Genomic DNA, 15,895 nt, shown 5'->3' with positions numbered 1-15,895 from the left:
CATGGCTCACGTCCAGCCCCCGCCAGCGCTGACCGCCGAGCGTCTGCGGGCATTGCACAGTGAGGGTTTCGTGCTGCTGCCCGGAGTGCTCGACGGGGTGCAGATCCAGCTGCTGCGCCGCGCTATCGACGGCCTCAAGCCCCAGCATTGGGACTACAGCGGCTTGCTCGAACACTACAAATGCGTGTTCAATCGCGACCCGCTGTGGCTGGCGTTTCTCGATCTGTCGGGGGTGATCGAGCTGGCCGAAGCGGCGCTGGGCGACGATTGCCATGTCATCGGCCAGACCGCTTGGCGCTGCCATCCGGGCTTTCAAGGGATGGGCCTGCACCTGGATTACCTGGCGATGCAGTTGCCGCGCAGCCTGCTCAGCGATCCGGCCTTCGAGCTGCCGATGCAGATCTGCACCTGCCACCTGTACCTGGACGATATCGACCAGGACCTGTGCCCGACCCGGGTGGTGCCGGGCAGTCATCGAGCCGGGCGGCCGCCACGGGCCGGCGAGGAATATTGGCATGGCCAAACTGCCCAGGCCGTGCTGTGCCAGGCCGGCGACGCGCTGATGTTTCGCAGCGAACTGTGGCATGCCGGCAGCGAGAACAGCAGCGCCGAACGCATCCGCTACCTGCTGCAGGTGCACTATGGCCGGCGCATGGTGGCGCAGAAGTTTTCGCCGTACCTGCACTGGCGTTTCAACCCCGAGGTGCTGGCGGCGGCCTCGGCGCGCCAGCGGCGGTTGCTGGGCGAGCATGAGGAAGCGGAATACGACTGAACCGGGCGGCGGCGCCGTCAGCTGTCGGGAAAGGGAATCGACAGCAGCCAGCGGCTGAACGCCTGCAACGATGGCAGGTGCTGATAGCGGCTGGGGTAGGCCAGGTAATAGCTGCGGCCGCTGTCCACCGGCTCGAACAGCGCCACCAGCTCGCCGCTGTGGATCTCGTCCTGCACCAGGATGCGCGGCACCAGGCCGATGCCGATGCCGGCGACCACCGCCTGGATCAGGTGCGCGGTCAACTCGAACCCCGGGCCCATGCGCATCGCCCGCGGATGCAGGCCGTTCTGCTCGAACCATTCGGGCCAGGCATCGGGACGCGACACCACATTCAACAGCAACTGCCCGGCCACGTCGCCGACGGACATCGAAGCGTGCTCGGGCAGGGCCTTGGGGCTGGCCACCACCGTGAGCTTTTCCGAGAGCAGCCGATGGGCCTCGTAGCCGGGCCAGTGGCCGGTGCCGGCGCAGATGATCGCGTGCATGTCGGCGGTGTCCTTCGACAGGTCGCTGGTGACGATCCGCGAATGGATATGCACCAGGGTGCCCGGGTGGCTGGCGTAAAAGTCATGCATGCGCGGCAGCAGCCATTTCGAGCCGAAGGTCGGCAACACCGCCAGGTGCAACGGGCCGCCGCCGGCCTTGTGGGCGATGGTCTGCAAGGTGGCGTTGCGGATCCGCGCCAGGGCCGCGGCCAGTTCGTGGTGATACAGGGCGCCGGCGGCGGTCAGCTCGATATGCCGGCCGTCACGGCTGAACAGCGGCACTTCCAGCAGCGACTCCAGGGCCTGGACCTGGCGGCTGACGGCGCTCTGGGTCAGCGCCAGTTCTTCGGCGGCCTTGGTGAAGCTGCCATGCCGCGCCGCGGCCTCGAAGGCCACCAGCACCGACATCGACGGAGTGAGACGTCTGGGGTTCATTCATAAAACTCATGGAAAAAGCACATGAAATACATTTGCCCACGGTGCAAGGCTCTAGGAAAATAGGCTTTTTCGGCTGGCCACCGCCCCTCGGGCTGCGTGCAAGCATACGTGTTTTGCATGCACCGCTGCGCCTTTTCTCTGCCTGGAAGCCTTTTTGATGATTGCTCTGCTTGCCCCCGAACGCGACCCGCTGGCCCACTACCAAAGCTTCCTCGACGCCCTGGCCGCCGACGGTTTTCGTGGCGAGATCGCCCGTGACCTGGGCCTGCGCACGGTGCTGGCCACCGACAACTCGATCTACCAGCGGCTACCGCAGGCCGCGGTCTTCCCCCGGGATGTCGCGGACGTGGAACGCCTGGCGCGGCTGGCGGCGAGCCCGGAACACCGCGCGGTGGTGCTCACTCCCCGTGGCGGCGGCACCGGCACCAACGGCCAGTCGCTGACCGACGGTATCGTGGTCGACCTGTCGCGGCACATGAACCAGATCCTCGAGATCAACGTCGAGGAACGCTGGGTGCGGGTGCAGAGCGGGGTGGTCAAGGACCAGCTCAACGCCGCCCTCAAGCCCCATGGCCTGTTCTTCGCCCCGGAGCTGTCGACCTCCAACCGCGCCACCGTCGGCGGCATGATCAACACCGACGCCAGCGGCCAGGGCAGTTGCACCTACGGCAAGACCCGCGATCACGTACTGGCGCTGAGCACCGTGCTGCTGGGCGGCAGCCGCCTGGACAGCGCGCCGATCGACAACCGCCAGTTGACCGAGGAGGCCGCGCAGCCCGGGCGCATCGGCGAGGTCTACCGCTGTGCCCAGGACATCGCCGACCACCAGGCCGAGCTGATCGAGGCGATCTTTCCCAAGCTCAATCGCTGCCTGACCGGCTATGACCTGGCACACCTGCGCGAGACGCCGGAGCGCTTCAACCTCAACAGCGTGCTCTGCGGTTCCGAGGGTTCCCTGGGCTTTATCGTCGAGGCGCGGCTGAATGTGCTGCCGATTCCCCGGCACTCGATCCTGGTCAACGTGCGCTACGCCGGCTTCATGGATGCGCTGCGCGATGCCAAGGCGCTGATGGCGCTGAAGCCGCTGTCGATCGAGACGGTGGACTCCAAGGTGCTGATGCTGGCCATGCAGGACATCGTCTGGCACGGCGTGGCGCAATATTTCCCGGAACAGGCCGACACCCCGACCCTGGGCATCAACCTGATCGAGTTCAGCGGCGACGACCAGGAAGAGCTGGAGCAGCGGGTCGACGCCTTCGTCCGCCACCTGCAACAGGACAACTCGGTGGTGCGCCTGGGCCATACCCTGGCCATCGGCGCCCAGGCGGTGAACCAGGTGTACGCCATGCGCAAGCGCGCGGTGGGCCTGCTGGGCAACGTCCAGGGCGAGGCGCGGCCGCAGCCCTTTGTCGAAGACACCGCGGTGCCGCCGGAGAACCTGGCGGACTACATCCTCGAGTTCCGTGCGCTGCTCGATGGCTACGGCCTGCAATACGGCATGTTCGGCCATGTCGATGCCGGCGTGCTGCACGTGCGGCCGATCCTTGACATGAAGGACCCCGAGCAGGCGGCGTTGATCCGGCCGATCTCCGATGCGGTGGCGGCGCTGACCCACAAGCACGGCGGCCTGTTATGGGGCGAGCACGGCAAGGGCCTGCGCTCGCAGTACGTGCCGGACTATTTCGGCGAGCTCTACCCGTCGCTGCAGGCCCTGAAGGCCGCGTTCGACCCGTTCAACCAGCTCAACCCCGGCAAGATCGCCACCCCGGCCTCGGTGCCGGAGGCGCGCCTGACCCGGGTCGACGAAGTGGTGCTGCGCGGCGAGCTCGACCGCACCATCGACGAGCGCGTCTGGCAGAGCTATGACAGCGCCCTGCATTGCAACGGCAACGGCGCCTGTTACAACTTCGATCCGGACGACGCCATGTGCCCGTCGTGGAAGGCCACCCGCAACCGCATTCATTCGCCCAAGGGCCGCGCCTCGCTGATCCGCGAGTGGCTGCGCCTGCAGGGCGAGCAGGGGGTGGACGTGCTGAACGGCGGTGGCGCGCGGCTTTCCAACCTGGCCCGGCGCGTCTATAACAGCGCGGCGCGGTTGGCCGGGCGCGAGGACTTCTCCCATGAGGTGTACGACGCCATGGCCGGCTGCCTGGCGTGCAAGTCCTGCGCGGGGCAGTGCCCGGTCAAGGTCAATGTGCCGGAGTTCCGCTCGCGCTTCCTCGAGCTGTACCACGGCCGTTACCTGCGCCCGTTGAAGGACTACCTGATCGGTTCCCTGGAGTTCAGCGTTCCCTATCTGGCGCGCCTGCCGCGGCTGTACAACGCGTTGATAGGCGCGGCGCCGGTGAGCCGGGCGCTCCAGCACCTGGCGGGGATGGTCGACAGTCCGTTGCTCAGCACCCTGGATTTCCAGGCGGTGTGCCGCCGGCGCAACGTGCGCATGGCCAACGCCGCGCAACTGGCGACGCTGTCCGCCGAACAGCGCGAACGCAGCGTGATTCTGGTGCAGGACGCCTTTACCCGGTTCTTCGAAACGCCGCTGGCGGCCGAGTGGCTGGAGCTGATCGAGCGCCTGGGCTTGCAGATCTACCTCGCGCCGTTCGCGCCAAACGGCAAGCCCTTGCAGGTCCAGGGCTTCCTCGGCGCCTTTGCCCGGGCCGCGCGCTACAACGCGCAATCGCTGCTGAAGCTGCAAGCCAGCGGCGTGCCCCTGGTCGGGCTCGATCCGGCGATGACCCTGGTCTACCGCCAGGAATACCGCAAGACCCTGGGTGCGGCTCAGGCGCCCGAGGTGCTGTTGCCGCAGGAATGGCTGGCCCGGGTATTGCCTGAGCTGTCTGCCGAAGCGAGCCCGACCGCCGAGGCCGAGCCCTATCAGTTCCTCGCGCACTGCACCGAGAAGACCAACGAGCCGGGTAGCATCGGCCTGTGGCAACAGGTGTTCGCGCGAATGGGCCTGAAGCTGCAAGTGCTGGCCAGCGGTTGCTGCGGCATGTCCGGTACCTACGGCCACGAGGCCCGCAACCTGGCGACTTCGCAGGTGATCTACCAGCAGTCCTGGCAGCCGCTGGTGGCCCGCCACGGCCAAAGCGGCCGGCTGCTGGCCGACGGCTATTCCTGCCGCAGCCAGGTCAAGCGCCAGGAGGGGCAGGGCCTGCAGCATCCACTCCAGGCTCTGCTGGAACAACTGCGCAAACGCCCGCTAGCGACCTGACGACAGGGGGCGATGTAGCCGCTGCCGAGCCCGCGAGGCTGCGTACGGCAACGCAGTTGCCGCAAAGCCTGAGCCCGTGGTCTGCCTGGAAAAACGCGGTGTCCGGTCCAGCGCCCGCTGCGCGGTCGTGCGCAGCCTGCGGCAGCGGCTACACAGGCAACGTGGCTCCTGTAGCCGCTGCCGAGCCTGCGAGGCTGCGCTCGGTTTGGGCGGCATTCCGACACAGCGACCGCAAACCCAGCATCCCGGATCTTCCCGCCGGCGCGGGGGCTTCAGTCGGTGCCGTCCATCAACTGCTTGATGCGCAGCCAGTCGTTGCGCGCTTCCAGGTACTTTTCGTTGGCCCGCTGCTTGGCGCTGCTGAACAGGGCCAGGCGGTCGTCGTCGACATGGTCGGTGTTAAGCAGCTCATAGGCCTGGACATCCAGGCGGTCGGCTTCGGCAAACAGCCGGGCGTTGTTCGCCAGCTCGCGGTTGATTCGTTCTGTCCTGCTCATGGATGCATCGTCCTCCTTAATCCTGCATAGGGCCGGCCACGGCAAGACACCTGAGCCCATGGATATTCACCTTGCACCGGGTGCCTCGGCCGCTGGCCGAGATATCGAGACCCTGCCTGAATTTGGAGAATCGCCTTTTACCCGGGGTTCCATGGCGCTGCCGAGTGGTTGTCGGCAGCGCGCGGATGGGCGCGGGTCAAGGCTATTCCGGCGTGCCATGGATCAGCTCCAGGGCCTCGCTGCGCGACAGCGGCCGCTGCATGCGCTGCGACAACAGGGCCATGGCCCGCGGGTATTCGCAGGCGACCACCGACTCCACCTGTTCGTTGAAGCACAGCAGAGCGATAAAGCGGTACTGCTCCGGCTCGCCCTCGAAGGCGATCTGGTTCCAGCGGCGGGCGTGGCCGAGCACCTCGAAGGTCTGGTCGTAGAAGTAGGTCCAGAAGAACGGCACCACGCTGAAACTCAGCTGCTCGCCGAGCATGTTGCACGCCGCGAGCTGGCCTTGCTGCTGGGCCACGCGCCAGTGTTCGATGCGTTGCGAGCGGCCGTCGCAAGGGAAACTCACGAGGTCGCCGGCCGCCCACAGACCATCGGCCACCGCCAGGCTGGCGTCGGCTTTGAGCGAACCGTCCTCGGCCCGGTCGAGGCCTTCGACGAAGGCCGTGGCAGGGCTGACGCCGATGCCGAACAGCACCAGGTCGACGGCGATGCGCTGGTCGTTGTCGAGGACCACCTGTTGCACCTGGCCCTCGCCGACCAGGGCCCGGGCTTCGCAACCGGCGTGGTAGATCACCCCGTGTCGTTCGTGCAGGGCCCGTATGGCGCTGCCGATGCGTTCGCCCAACTGGCGTTGCAGCGGTACCGGGTGGCGACCGATCAGGTGCACCATCAGCCCGCGTTTGCGCAGGGCCGAGGCGGCTTCCAGGCCGATAAAGCTGTCGCCGACGATCGCCACGCGTTTACCGGGGAGGGCCTGTTCCAGCAGGCGCGCGGCATCCTCCCGCGAGCGCAGCATGAACACACCCGGCAGGTCGGCGCCTTCGATGGCCGGCAGGCGCGGCTCGGCGCCGGTGGCCAGGAGCGCGGCGTCGTAGTCCAGGCGTTGGCCGTTGGCCAACAGGATCTGCCGCCGTCCCGGGTCGAGGCGCAGGACCTCGGTCTGCAGCACCTGTAGATCGGCCTTGCGATAAAACTCCGGCTCGAGCAGGGGCGGAACCTCCGCCGGCGGCATTTCGCCGGCCAGCACGTATTTGCTCAGGGCGGTGCGGTCATAGGCGGGCCGCGCCTCCTTGTCGATCCAGGTCAGGTTCCTGCCGAAGCCTTTGGCTCGCAGGGTAGCCACCGCGGCGGCCCCGGCGGCGCCGGCGCCGATCACCAGCAGGCGGCGCGAGTCGGCCTGCCGTGGTGGGGCGGGTTCAGCCATGGGCTGGTCGGCAACCCAGACCCGGTTGTCATGGCGGATGTCGACTTTGTAGCGCTTGAGGCTCGCCAGCGGAGGTGGCTCGCAGACTTGCCCGCTGGCGCAGGCAAAGACGCCCTTGTGCCAGGGGCAGATCAGTCGCCCCTGATACACCGCGCCCTGTTCCAGCGGCGCCCCGGCGTGGGGGCAATCGGCCTGGTAGGCCCGGACCTGATCGCCCGTGCGAACCAGCAGCACGGCTTCGGCGCCGACCTGGACCCGGGTGCCGCGGTCTTCGGGCAACTGGTCGAGACGGGCCACGACATAAAAGGTCATCGCTTTTCTCCTGCGCATTGCGCGCCCTCGGCCATCCTTGCGCGCCACCTTCTCGGGAGCGCGGGGCCGGGTACGGAATCTTCTGCTCGAGGGCGCAACGCGGCCCGGCCAAGTGGCTTCGCGCGGCTTTCGTCATGAACGCCGCCATTCGCTGGATTAAGTGTGGACCCTGCAAAGCCCGGCCGATGGGCATGCTCCGATAGCCGGTCATGCTCGAACCGGCAGGCGCCGGGGCGCTAGACCGTCAGTTCGATCAGCTGGCCTTCGACCCGGCCGGCCTCGAGGGTCAGATACCCCAGGCTGACCGGCAGCTTGAAACGCCTTGGCCCGGCGCTGCCCGGGTTGATGTAGAGCACATCGTCCTGCCAGAACAGCCGCGGCCGGTGGGAGTGGCCGCTGACCACCACCCGCACGCCCGGCGGCAGAGGTTTCGGCACCTCGGCCAGGACATGGCAGAGCAGCAGGTCGACGCCATCGAGCTGCACGGTGACGTGATGGGGCAGTGCCCGGGCCCAGTCATGGGGCTGATCGACATTGCCGAATACCGCGGTCACCGGCGCCAGGTGTCCGAGGGTGGCGAGCATCTGCGGGTCGCCGATATCACCGGCATGCAGGATGTGCGCGCAGCCCTGCAGCGCCGCCAGCGCGCCGGGACGGAGCAAACCGTGGGTGTCGGAGATCAGGCCTATTTTCATGCGTCGCTTTTCATCGAAGGCTGTCTAATGTGGTTTCGCCGTGGTGCAAGCATAGCCGGTCGCGCTCGACGATAACCGGCGTGGGCAGGCCGGAGGCATGGGCTGTCCGGGCAAAAAAAAGCCGGAGTGCGTCAGGGACGACACTCCGGCGTTGTGGATCAGGCTTTGCGGGTACCGCCGCCGGAGCCTTGGGTGCCACCTTTCTTGCCTGCGTCAGGGGCTTTTTGCCGATCGGCAGGGATGTTGCCCCCCGAACCCTGGCCGCCGGATTTCTTGCCGGCCGGTGAGGGTTTTTGAGTGTCCTTGTTGCCCATGAGTGGGTTCTTTCCGCTGGTAGCCATTTTTTTCAATCCTCGATAGTGAGCGATTTGACACCTCGCAAGATTGGGAAACAAAACTGCAAACGAAAGTTTGAAAAAGTTTCTTGCGGGACGACGAGTGGCGGGGGATCGATTGGCCGCGGGCAGTTGTCCAACATTAAGTCGGTTTATAGGGCCTGCGGGATCAAGTTGTATTTTCAATTGGAGGACCAGAGGGCCTATCGGTCTAACTGAACGACGCGCGGCATTTGCCGGCTGGCTGGCCGCACGTGCGTTGGCCGCGTGCCGATGGCCAGACAACCGACCCTACTGGCCCATGCGCAAGAATGCATAAAAATAGCCTGGCGGAGACCGATATGGCTGATCAGCCGCGCAGAGTTCTGGACGAGGACCGTTTTCGCTTGCTGGTCGAAGCGGTGGTCGACTACGCGATCTACATGATCGATCCCCAGGGCATCGTCACCAGCTGGAATGCCGGCGCCAGGCGGTTCAAGGGTTACCAGGAAGCGGAAATCCTCGGCGCGCACTTTTCCTGTTTCTACACCCCCGAAGACCGCCAGGCCGGGTTGCCGGAACGCGCGTTGCACACTGCGCTCACCGAGGGGCGTTTCGAAGGCGAGGGTTGGCGGGTGCGCAAGGACGGTACGCGTTTCTGGTGCCATGTGGTGATCGACCCGATCCGCGACCCCAGCGGGCAGTTGCTGGGTTTCGCCAAGATCACCCGCGACCTGACCGAGCGCAAGATCGCCGAAGAAACCCTCAAGCAGAGCGAGCAGCAGTTTCGCCTGCTGGTGCAGAGCGTCACCGACTACGCCATCTATATGCTCGACCCCGACGGTCGGGTCAGCAGCTGGAACCTCGGCGCGCAGCGGATCAAGGGCTACCTGCCGCAGGAAATCATCGGCGAGCATTTCTCGCGCTTCTACACCGAGCAGGATCGCCTCGACGGCGTGCCCCAGCGGGCCCTGGAAATCGCCACCCGCGAGGGCCGTTTCGAGAAGCAGGGCTGGCGGGTACGCAAGGACGGTACGCAGTTCCTCGCCCATGTGATCATCGATCCGATCCGTGGCGATGCCGGTGAGCTGTTGGGGTTCGCCAAGGTCACCCGCGATATCAGCGAGACGGTCGAGGCCCAGAAGGCCCTGGAAAGTGCCCGCGAGGCGCTGTTCCAGGCGCAGAAACTGCAAGCCATCGGTCAGCTCAGCGGCGGCATCGCCCATGACTTCAACAACCTGCTGACGGTGATCCTGGGCAACCTGGAGCTGGCGCGCAAACGCATCGGCGACGACCCGAAACTCTCGCGCCTGCTGGACAATGCGGTGGTCGGCGCCGAGCGTGGGGTGTCGCTGACCCAGCGCATGCTGGCCTTTGCCCGGCGCCAGGAACTCAAGACCGAGCCCGTGGCCCTGACGCAACTGATGACCAACCTCAGAGGCTTGCTCGGCAGCTCGCTGGGGCCCCAGGTGACCATCCTCACCGAGCTGCCCGAATCCCTGCCGACGGTGCTCGCCGACGTCAACCAGCTGGAGTTGGCAGTGCTCAACCTGGCGACCAATGCCCGCGATGCGATGCCGGGCGGCGGCACCCTCGTGTTCAAGGCCGATCTGTGCGACAGCGGCCAGGCCGCCGGCGTCAACCTGCTCCATGAGCGTTATGTGCGCCTGTGCGTGATCGACAGCGGCGAAGGCATGGACGAGCAGACCCTGGCCCTGGCCGCCGATCCGTTTTTCACCACCAAGGGCGTGGGCAAGGGCACGGGTCTTGGCTTGTCGATGGTGCATGGCCTGGCCGAGCAACTGGGGGGGCGGCTGATCCTCAAGAGCCTCAAGGGGCAGGGCACCACCGCCGAGTTGTGGTTGCCCCTGGCGAGCCAGGCGACCCCCGTCGTCCCGGCTCGTTTGCCGGCTCCGGACTCGCAGCAGCAGCCTTTGTGCGTGCTGGTGGTCGACGACGACAGCCTGGTGCTGACCAGTACCACACTGCTGCTCGAAGACCTCGGGCACCAGGTGCTCTGCGCGATGTCCGGCGCCCAGGCGCTGCAACGTTTCGCCGAATACCCGGCGATCGACCTGATGATCACCGACCTGGCGATGCCGGTGATGGACGGCGGGCAACTGGCGAGCGCTGTGCGCGAGCTGCGCCCGGACCTGCCGATCATTCTCGCCAGCGGTTACGCCCAGCGCCTGGAGGGGCTGGCCGCGGCCTTGCCGCGGGTGCCCAAGCCCTACACCCAGTTGCAGTTGATCGAGGCGCTGGCGCAGGCGGTGAGACAAACGCCGTCCAGCCTCAGGACGTGCCGCTGACCGGTTGAGCTCGCCGGGCGCCGACAATCTCCAGGCGCCCTGCATTCTGCTGGCTTATCCCCTTGCCCGGTCGGGATGGCGCCGGCGTTTCTTATTGCGTTCGTAGCGGGCGAGCATCGGTTGGGTGCTCAGGCCGTGAACCAGGATGCTCAAGGCCACCACCGACAGGGTGAGGTTGGCGCTGGCATCGGCCAGCGCCGGGTCGAGGTCGTGGTTGAGGGCATAGAACAGGTAATAGAGGCTACCGATGCCGCGGATGCCGAACCAGCCGAGCAGCAGGCGCTGGCGGCCATCGAGCAGGCGGCCCCAGGGGATCAGCAAGACGCTGAGCGGGCGGATCAGCAGGAACAGCAGGGCGCCGACGGTCAGCGCATGCCACTCCCAATGGGCGACCAGCACCACGCCGAGCAGGGTCACCAGGAACACTTCCATGGCCCGCTCCACCAGGCCGCCGAAGGCCAGCATGTCGCCGAGCATGATGCCCGCCGCGACCTGGCTTTCGCCCAGGGCCTCGACGTCGCCATGCACCGCCTGCGCCGGATCGACATGCTGGTGGCCGACCACCGGTTGCACCAGGTGCTCGGCCGGCGCCCGGGCATGGTCGCTGGAATGCACCTCGGCCTGGCGCAACCCCAGGGCGGCGGCGAACACCGCGAGAAAACCGTAGCCGTGGATCAGCTCCGCCACCACGTAGGCCAGGGCGATCAGGGCGAAGGTCAGGTAGTCGTTCGGCGAGACCGTGCTGTCGGCGTACTTGATCCGCTGGTGCAGGGTCAGGTGGCCGAGGCCGCGGCCCATCCAGTAGCCGCTGAGCAGCCCCGCGGGCACTGCCCAGAGCAGGCTGAACACCACCCAGTCGCCGAGCCAGGCGCCGGGGTCGTCGCCCTGGCGGGTCAGCAGCAGGCCGAGGATCACGAAGGGAAACGCTACGCCGTCGTTCAGCCCGGCCTCGCCGGACAGGCCGAAGCGCACCCGGTCGTAGTCCTGGGCGTCGCTGACCTGGACCAGGGTCGCCAGCACCGGGTCGGTCGGGGCGAGGATCGCGCCGATCAGCAGCGCCGGCCCCCAGGGCATGTGCAAACCGTAGTGCAGCAGCAGACCGACCCCGGCGATCGACAGCAGCATCACCGGCCCGGCCAGGCCGAAGGCGATGCGCCAGCTGCGGCTGTTGAGCGGCAACCTGAGCTTGAGGCCGCTGACGAACAGCGAGAACAGCACCGCCACTTCGGTCAGGTGTTCCATCCAGCCCGCGGCCTGGTGGATGTCCAGTTGCAGCAGGCCGAGGCCGGCGGGGCCGATGGCGATCCCCAGCGCCAGGCAGACCACCGAGGTGGTCACGGGCATCCAGCGCAGGTAGGAGGAGGTCAGCGCGAGGATCAGCAGCACCGCGCCCAGGACCGCGACCCAGGCAATGAAGGTCATGCCGGCCTCGGGTCGCGCGCAGCGAGGCTGCCTTGGGCGTTGGCGGGCCCGGCCAGCGCGGCGGCGATCATGAGCGGGCTGGGGGCGACAGGCATGGACAGATCCTCATGAACGCGGACGTACAAGGCAGGAGCGCTCGCCAGCTCGAAGCGGCGGGCCCTCAAGCTGAAGACGCCCGCCAGGCCCGGACGTTCCACCGCGCAGCCGTACGGCAGGCGCCATGGCCATTCGTCCAGTGCTTCGCACCCGGGGCGCGGTTCGGCATCGAACAAGAACAGGCAATGCCGCCCGGACCGATACAGAGGTGCTTATGACTCGCCAGCCCGTTGATCCGCGCAACGATCCGCAGAACGATCGCACGCGCGCCCCCGAACCGCTGGAACCGCAGGACGCCCACGGGTTGCCTGGCTACCCCGGGCGGGCCGCGGCCGCGGATGAGAAAAAGCCCGCCAAGGGCCCGGCCAATCGCCCCGAGCCCGAACCGGGCGCTACTGAACCTGGCAACCAAACCCCGGAACAGGACAACGAAAAAAACGGTTGAGACCGTGGCTCGCGCCGCGACGGGGCGGCCTTGGCGCCCGGGGCAACAGGGTCAGCCGCCCGAGACTTTCCAGTGCCTGACGTCGTCGGCGAAGACCACCTGGCGCACCTCGTGGGCGATGCCGTAGGCCAGCGACTCATGGGCGGCGATGACCTTTTCCTCGGCCGACAGGCATTTGAAGATGTCCAGCTGGGTCGCCGCGTCGGCGGTTTCCAGCTCGTAGATTTTCACGTAGCGCGCCAGGTCGTTGTCCAGGCTGGAGAGGTATTCGCGCAGGCGCTGATGATCCACCGAGCTCTGGCTGAAGTACCAGTTCATCGGGTGGATCAGAAAGCGCGAATGCGGCGCGGTGATGCGCCGGTTGGCGGCGAGAAACATGATGATGCCCATCGACTCGATGTTGCCGGCGTTGATCGCGCACAGCGGCACCGGCAGCGATTTGAGAAAGGTGTAGAGGGTGAAGCCGAAGTTGGTGCTGCCGCCGGTGGTGGAAAGATTCAGCAGCAACGAGGTGGCGCCTTGTTCGATGGCTTCCAGGCAACTGTCGCGAAAGCGCTCGGTGGTGCCCTGGTCGATCTGGCAGTGAAAATGCACGATGTGCTCGGTCATCGGACGGCCTCCCGGTGCGGGCCACGGTGCGTGACCTGGCTCTACGATTGAGCCCGGGTGGCGGCGAAAGTTTCGCTGAGCAGGTGTCTGGCCAGGAGGGCCGGGCGACCGCTCATCCATTGCCCTGCACCCCCTGGCCCGGCCCGGTGCCTAACGGAGTAGGGCCCGGATTCACCGGGCCTGCCGTGAGGTGCACCATGTCCCAGTCGATGCATGACCCCAGCGAGCCCCGCACTCCTGAACCCGACCCTCTGCAACCGGTTCGCCGGCACGACCCGGTGATCGATCCCAACGTCAACGATGATGCCGAACGCGATAAGCGGCGTGACGATGACAGGGAGCGGCCAATGATCCCCGATCTGCCGGCACCGAACGAACCGACGCCACTGTCCGATGACCGCCGCTGACCGTGACACGACGGGTGGCTGAAGGAACAGGAGATCGGGGGTGGGGGATCAGTTGCGGTCCAGCCATACCGTCTGTGCGTTGCAGAACTCGCGGACGCCGAAGTGCGACAGCTCACGGCCGAAGCCGCTTTTCTTCACGCCGCCGAAGGTCACCCGCGGATCGCTGGCGCAATAGCCGTTGATGAACACGCCGCCGGTTTCCAGCTCGGCGGTCAGGCGTTCGGCCAGGGCGACATCCCGGGTGTAAATAGTCGAGGCCAGGCCGAATTCGCTGTCGTTGGCCAGTTCCAGGGCGTGCCGGGCATCCCGGGCACTGATGATCGAGGCCACGGGGCCGAACAGTTCCTGCTTGAACGAGGTCATCCGGTCGGTGACGCCGGCCAGCACCGTCGGCAGGTAGAAGTTGCCCGGGCCCTCGGCCTTGGCGCCACCCAGCAGCAGGGTCGCGCCCTCGTCCAGGGTGGCCTGCACTTGTTCGTCCAGTTCGTCGCGCAGGTCGAAGCGCGCCATGGGGCCGATGTAGGTGGCGTCAGCCAGCGGATCGCCGACTACCAACTGGCGAGTGGCGGCGACGAACTTCTCGGTGAAGGCCTCGACCACCCCTTGCTCGACGATCAGGCGCTTGGCGGCGGCGCAGACTTGCCCGGTGTTCTGGTAGCGGCCGATGACCGCGGCCTGCACGGCGGCGTCCAGGTCGGCGTCGTTGAGCACGATAAAGGGGTCGGAACCGCCGAGTTCCAGCACGCACTTCTTCAGGGCCGCGCCGGCCTGGGCGCCGATGGCGATGCCGGCGCGCACGCTGCCGGTCAGGGTCACGGCGGCGATCCGCGGATCGGCAATCGCCCGGGAGACGCCGTCCGCGGTGACGTTGATCACCTCGAACACGCCCTGCGGGAAACCGGCGCGCTGGAAGGCTTCCAGCAGCAGGTAGGCGCTACCCATGACGTTCGGCGCATGCTTGAGCACGTAGGTATTGCCGGCGATCAGCGCCGGTACCGCGCCGCGCAGCACCTGCCAGATCGGGAAGTTCCACGGCATCACCGCAAGGATCGGGCCCAGCGGCCGGTACTCGATGCGCGCCTTGCCGCTCGGCACCGGGGCCGGCTCGGGGGCGAGCATCGCCGGGCCTTCGGCGGCGTACCACTCGCAGAGCTGGGCGCATTTTTCGATCTCGCCGCGGGCCTGGGTAATCGGCTTGCCCATTTCCAGGGTGATGCTCCGGGCCAGGGTTTCGCCGTTGTCGCGCAGGGCCTTGGCCAGGGCCAGCAACAGGACCGAGCGCTGTTCCAGGCTGCTGCGGCGCCACTGGGCGGCGGCCAAGGCGGCGCGGGCGAGGGCGGCGTCCAGCGCCTCGGCGGATTCATAGGGGTAGTGGGCGATCTGCTCGCCGGTGGTGGGGTTGATCGAAAGGGCGTGGGTCTGGCTGGAAACCGGGGTCATGGCAGCGTCCTGTGGGCTGGGGAATGGCCGCAGGTTAGGCTGGTACAAGGCTTATGAAAACTGAATAATAAAGAGCATATCTTTCACGTTTGGAGAATGAGATGGACCTGGTGCAGCTGGAAATCTTCAAGGCAGTGGCTGAGCAGGGCAGCATCAGCGCCGCGGCGCAACTCATCCACCGGGTACCCTCCAACCTGACCACGCGGATCAAGCAGCTGGAGCAGGATTTGGGGGTCGAGCTGTTTATCCGCGAGAAAAGCCGCCTGCGCCTGTCGCCGGCCGGCTGGAGTTTCCTCGACTATGCCCGGCGGATTCTCGACCTGGTGCAGGAAGCGCGGCTGACGGTCGCCGGCGAAGAACCCCAGGGCCCGTTCTCCCTCGGCTCCCTGGAGAGCACGGCGGCGGTGCGGATTCCGGCCTTGCTGGCGGCCTATAACCAGAAGCACGTCAAGGTCGAGCTGGACCTGTCCACCGGCCCCTCCGGGACCATGATCGATGGCGTGCTGTCCGGGCGCCTGACCGCGGCCTTCGTCGATGGCCCGGTGCTGCACCCGAGCCTGGAAGGCGTGCCGGTGTTCGACGAGGAAATGCTCATCATCGCGCCGCTGGGGCATGCGCCCATCACCCGCGGGCGCGACGTCAACGGCGAGAGCATCTACGCCTTTCGCGCCAACTGCTCCTACCGCCATCACTTCGAGCGCTGGTTCAGCGAGGATGGCGCGGTGCCCGGCAAGATCCACGAAATGGAGTCCTACCACGGCATGCTGGCTTGCGTCAGTGCCGGCGCCGGCCTGGCGCTGATGCCGCGCAGCATGCTCGAAAGCATGCCGGGCTGCGGCACGGTGAGCATCTGGCAGCTGGCGCAGCCGTTCCGTTTCCTGCAGACCTGGCTGATCTGGCGCCGCGGCACGGTATCGCGCAGCCTGACCCACTTCGTGCGCTTGCTGGAGGAGACGCAGCCGCAAGCTACAAGCTACGAGCGGCAAGCTTAGAGCTTAGAAGAGCTTGCAGCTT

Annotated in this window: 14 protein-coding genes; 6 read left to right on the top strand and 8 right to left on the bottom strand. The window is 66.9% G+C overall.

Annotation, left to right across the window (positions count from 1 at the left end; translation table 11 throughout):
• Window position 1 precedes the first annotated feature (1 nt).
• Entirely contained in the window at window positions 2-772 is a 771-nt protein-coding gene (locus tag AC3RCP_RS16665; protein ID WP_492570438.1) for a phytanoyl-CoA dioxygenase family protein, read from the top strand.
• A gap of 17 nt (window positions 773-789) precedes the next feature.
• Here AC3RCP_RS16665 and AC3RCP_RS16660 read toward each other — a convergent pair whose 3' ends face one another.
• A complete protein-coding gene (locus AC3RCP_RS16660; RefSeq protein WP_457276450.1) occupies window positions 790-1,692 on the bottom strand; it encodes a LysR substrate-binding domain-containing protein in 903 nt (300 codons plus the stop codon).
• A gap of 160 nt (window positions 1,693-1,852) precedes the next feature.
• Here AC3RCP_RS16660 and ydiJ point away from each other — a divergent pair, with 160 nt between their 5' ends.
• Window positions 1,853-4,909 carry a D-2-hydroxyglutarate dehydrogenase YdiJ gene (gene ydiJ / locus AC3RCP_RS16655; RefSeq protein ID WP_492570437.1) on the top strand — a complete coding sequence of 1,019 codons (3,057 nt, stop codon included), beginning with the start codon at window positions 1,853-1,855 and terminating at the stop codon, window positions 4,907-4,909.
• Window positions 4,910-5,181: 272 nt separating this feature from the next.
• Here ydiJ and AC3RCP_RS16650 read toward each other — a convergent pair whose 3' ends face one another.
• The 4 genes from AC3RCP_RS16650 to AC3RCP_RS16635 all read right to left on the bottom strand — a co-directional run bounded on the left by AC3RCP_RS16650 (window position 5,182) and on the right by AC3RCP_RS16635 (window position 8,180).
• Window positions 5,182-5,406, bottom strand: coding sequence for a hypothetical protein (locus AC3RCP_RS16650; RefSeq protein WP_007925467.1), 225 nt, complete (start codon window positions 5,404-5,406; stop codon window positions 5,182-5,184).
• Between the two features lie 202 nt (window positions 5,407-5,608).
• On the bottom strand, window positions 5,609-7,144 hold the full coding sequence (locus AC3RCP_RS16645; RefSeq protein ID WP_492570436.1) for an FAD-dependent oxidoreductase: 1,536 nt from the start codon (window positions 7,142-7,144) through the stop codon (window positions 5,609-5,611).
• A 236-nt stretch (window positions 7,145-7,380) separates the two neighbouring features.
• Entirely contained in the window at window positions 7,381-7,839 is a 459-nt protein-coding gene (locus AC3RCP_RS16640; protein ID WP_492570435.1) for a metallophosphoesterase family protein, read from the bottom strand.
• A 158-nt stretch (window positions 7,840-7,997) separates the two neighbouring features.
• A complete protein-coding gene (locus AC3RCP_RS16635; RefSeq protein WP_007925473.1) occupies window positions 7,998-8,180 on the bottom strand; it encodes a hypothetical protein in 183 nt (60 codons plus the stop codon).
• A 335-nt stretch (window positions 8,181-8,515) separates the two neighbouring features.
• Between AC3RCP_RS16635 and AC3RCP_RS16630 the strand changes: the two genes are divergently transcribed.
• Window positions 8,516-10,462: a hybrid sensor histidine kinase/response regulator gene (locus tag AC3RCP_RS16630; protein WP_492570434.1), complete on the top strand. Its 1,947-nt coding sequence runs from the start codon at window positions 8,516-8,518 to the stop codon at window positions 10,460-10,462.
• A gap of 54 nt (window positions 10,463-10,516) precedes the next feature.
• On the opposite strand, the gene AC3RCP_RS16625 is transcribed toward AC3RCP_RS16630, so the two are convergent.
• Entirely contained in the window at window positions 10,517-11,884 is a 1,368-nt protein-coding gene (locus AC3RCP_RS16625; protein WP_492570433.1) for a cation:proton antiporter, read from the bottom strand.
• A 310-nt stretch (window positions 11,885-12,194) separates the two neighbouring features.
• Here AC3RCP_RS16625 and AC3RCP_RS16620 point away from each other — a divergent pair, with 310 nt between their 5' ends.
• Entirely contained in the window at window positions 12,195-12,425 is a 231-nt protein-coding gene (locus AC3RCP_RS16620; protein ID WP_101338047.1) for a hypothetical protein, read from the top strand.
• Window positions 12,426-12,476: 51 nt separating this feature from the next.
• Here the strand turns inward: AC3RCP_RS16620 and AC3RCP_RS16615 are convergent, their stop codons facing one another.
• The gene (locus AC3RCP_RS16615; RefSeq protein ID WP_007925475.1) at window positions 12,477-13,034 is read right to left on the bottom strand and encodes an ATP-dependent Clp protease proteolytic subunit; all 558 of its coding nucleotides are present in this window, start codon (window positions 13,032-13,034) and stop codon (window positions 12,477-12,479) included.
• 197 nt (window positions 13,035-13,231) lie between these two features.
• On the opposite strand from AC3RCP_RS16615, the gene AC3RCP_RS16610 reads away from it, so the two are divergent.
• Entirely contained in the window at window positions 13,232-13,441 is a 210-nt protein-coding gene (locus AC3RCP_RS16610) for a hypothetical protein (RefSeq protein ID WP_101338046.1), read from the top strand.
• 48 nt (window positions 13,442-13,489) lie between these two features.
• On the opposite strand, the gene AC3RCP_RS16605 is transcribed toward AC3RCP_RS16610, so the two are convergent.
• On the bottom strand, window positions 13,490-14,881 hold the full coding sequence (locus AC3RCP_RS16605) for an aldehyde dehydrogenase family protein (RefSeq protein ID WP_492570432.1): 1,392 nt from the start codon (window positions 14,879-14,881) through the stop codon (window positions 13,490-13,492).
• A 101-nt stretch (window positions 14,882-14,982) separates the two neighbouring features.
• On the opposite strand from AC3RCP_RS16605, the gene ptrR reads away from it, so the two are divergent.
• Complete coding sequence (gene ptrR / locus AC3RCP_RS16600) at window positions 14,983-15,873, top strand: putrescine utilization regulator PtrR (RefSeq protein WP_101338044.1); 891 nt, start codon at window positions 14,983-14,985, stop codon at window positions 15,871-15,873.
• Window positions 15,874-15,895 lie beyond the last annotated feature (22 nt).

It is taken from the genome of Pseudomonas sp. GW822-FHT05A08, from assembly GCF_058800485.1.
The sequence above is the reverse complement of the archived record's forward strand: the minus strand, read 5'-3'. Positions and strand labels throughout refer to the sequence as shown.

Bases quoted from the DNA above. Each gene is read 5' to 3' on its own strand.
- AC3RCP_RS16665 (WP_492570438.1), top strand. From the start codon at position 2: ATGGCTCACGTCCAGCCCCCGCCAGCGCTGACCGCCGAGCGTCTGCGG.
- AC3RCP_RS16660 (WP_457276450.1), bottom strand. From the start codon at position 1,692: ATGAACCCCAGACGTCTCACTCCGTCGATGTCGGTGCTGGTGGCCTTC.
- ydiJ (WP_492570437.1), top strand. From the start codon at position 1,853: ATGATTGCTCTGCTTGCCCCCGAACGCGACCCGCTGGCCCACTACCAA.
- AC3RCP_RS16650 (WP_007925467.1), bottom strand. From the start codon at position 5,406: ATGAGCAGGACAGAACGAATCAACCGCGAGCTGGCGAACAACGCCCGG.
- AC3RCP_RS16645 (WP_492570436.1), bottom strand. From the start codon at position 7,144: ATGACCTTTTATGTCGTGGCCCGTCTCGACCAGTTGCCCGAAGACCGC.
- AC3RCP_RS16640 (WP_492570435.1), bottom strand. From the start codon at position 7,839: ATGAAAATAGGCCTGATCTCCGACACCCACGGTTTGCTCCGTCCCGGC.
- AC3RCP_RS16635 (WP_007925473.1), bottom strand. From the start codon at position 8,180: ATGGCTACCAGCGGAAAGAACCCACTCATGGGCAACAAGGACACTCAA.
- AC3RCP_RS16630 (WP_492570434.1), top strand. From the start codon at position 8,516: ATGGCTGATCAGCCGCGCAGAGTTCTGGACGAGGACCGTTTTCGCTTG.
- AC3RCP_RS16625 (WP_492570433.1), bottom strand. From the start codon at position 11,884: ATGACCTTCATTGCCTGGGTCGCGGTCCTGGGCGCGGTGCTGCTGATC.
- AC3RCP_RS16620 (WP_101338047.1), top strand. From the start codon at position 12,195: ATGACTCGCCAGCCCGTTGATCCGCGCAACGATCCGCAGAACGATCGC.
- AC3RCP_RS16615 (WP_007925475.1), bottom strand. From the start codon at position 13,034: ATGACCGAGCACATCGTGCATTTTCACTGCCAGATCGACCAGGGCACC.
- AC3RCP_RS16610 (WP_101338046.1), top strand. From the start codon at position 13,232: ATGTCCCAGTCGATGCATGACCCCAGCGAGCCCCGCACTCCTGAACCC.
- AC3RCP_RS16605 (WP_492570432.1), bottom strand. From the start codon at position 14,881: ATGACCCCGGTTTCCAGCCAGACCCACGCCCTTTCGATCAACCCCACC.
- ptrR (WP_101338044.1), top strand. From the start codon at position 14,983: ATGGACCTGGTGCAGCTGGAAATCTTCAAGGCAGTGGCTGAGCAGGGC.